Here is a 1,423-nt window from a genome sequence, read left to right on the forward strand (position 1 = left end):
AGAGGGCGGTTCGAGAGTTGATGTCCGTTTCGAGTTGAGGTTGGGGAGAGGGCTGCTGGCTGCGGGGGTTCGGTCGGCTACTGCTTCTTGGTGAAGCTGCCGGTGTCGACTTCGATGAGGACGTCGAGTTTGACCAGGCGTTTCAGCTTGGCGCGGGTGCCTTCGATGTTCTTCGGCAGTGGTTCGTGGCCGAGGGCTTCGCAGACGTCACGGGCCCGCAGGGGGCCGGTCGCCTCGTTGAAGAGAGCGAGGATGCGGGGGTAGTCCGGGTGTTCGGGCGGGGTAGCCCGAGCCGGGAGGCGGTCGGCGAGGGCGGTGACGGTCTTGCGGGTGATCGCGAGGTGTTCGAGCTGGGTCTCGGCCTCCTGTAGCTGGCGTTGCAGTTCCTCGATCTGCGTGCGGAGGTCGTCGGCCAGGGCCTGCGCGGCGTCTTCCTGGACATCGAGCGCGTCGAGGAGGGGCTGGATGGTCACGCGCTCACCGCCTGCGGGTCGCGCCAGGTGGGCGTGTTCGCGCCGGTCAAGCGACGGGCCATGACCTGGGTCATAGCCCAGTAGACACGCGAGGCGGAGGAGGACGGTCGGTGCTCGTAGTCGCGGACCAGGCGCCGGTGCAGTAGCAGGATCCCGTAGGTCTGCTCGACCCTCCAGCGTTTCGGCTGCGGAACGAAGCCCTTGTCCTGCGGGTTGCGTTCGACGATCTCCACGTCGATGCCCAGGCCGGCGCCGTGCGCGACTACCTGTTTCTTGAAGCCCTGGTCGACCAGCGCCTTGCGGACGGTGCCGCCGGCGTGTTGGGCGACCTGGTCCAGAAGGGCGATGCCCGCGGCGTTGTCGTGCGTGTTCGCGGCCAGGACGATGACGGCTATGACCAGGCCCAACACGTCGACGGCCAGGGCCCGTTTGCGACCGGGAACCCGTTTCGCCGGGTCCCGGCCGGTCGTGGAGGCGGGGACCCCGGCGGCCACGTGGACGCTCTGCGTGTCCAGGACCACCAGGGTCGGGTCCTCTAATCGGCGGGCCCGCTCGCGGACCTGGCAGCGCAGGAGTTCGTGGATGATCTGGTCGGTCCCGTCGTCGCGCCAGGCGGCGAAGTAGTAGTACGTCGCGCTCTTCGGCGGCAGATCGTGCGGGAGGTAAGCCCACTGGCAACCGGTCCTGCCCTGGTAAAGGATCGAGTTCACGATCTCCCGCATCGCATAGGCGCCCTGATGGCCGCTCACAGACCGATGCCGGTCCTTCCACGCTGTGATGACCGGCTCGATCAACGACCACTGCTCGTCGGATAAGTCGCTTGGGTACGGCTTGCGTTCACTCACGCCGCCAACCCCAGCAGAGCAGCGGCGCCGAGCGAGCGAACTCCAGTCCACACTCACACCATCAGGTGACACCAGAACCAGTCAAACACTCACAAACCGCTCTCT

Annotated in this window: 2 protein-coding genes; both read right to left on the reverse strand. The window is 66.9% G+C overall.

Annotated features, from left to right (window positions below; genetic code table 11):
• Positions 1–77: 77 nt before the first annotated feature.
• Entirely contained in the window at positions 78–473 is a 396-nt protein-coding gene (locus tag ACIQIB_RS39490; protein ID WP_363615386.1) for a hypothetical protein, read from the reverse strand.
• Complete coding sequence (locus tag ACIQIB_RS39495; RefSeq protein ID WP_363615384.1) at positions 470–1,318, reverse strand: IS5 family transposase; 849 nt, start codon at positions 1,316–1,318, stop codon at positions 470–472. Before ACIQIB_RS39495 ends, ACIQIB_RS39490 begins: the two co-directional genes overlap by 4 nt.
• Positions 1,319–1,423: the final 105 nt, after the last annotated feature.

The organism is Kitasatospora sp. NPDC092286, assembly GCF_044755565.1.
Classification (GTDB): domain Bacteria; phylum Actinomycetota; class Actinomycetes; order Streptomycetales; family Streptomycetaceae; genus Kitasatospora.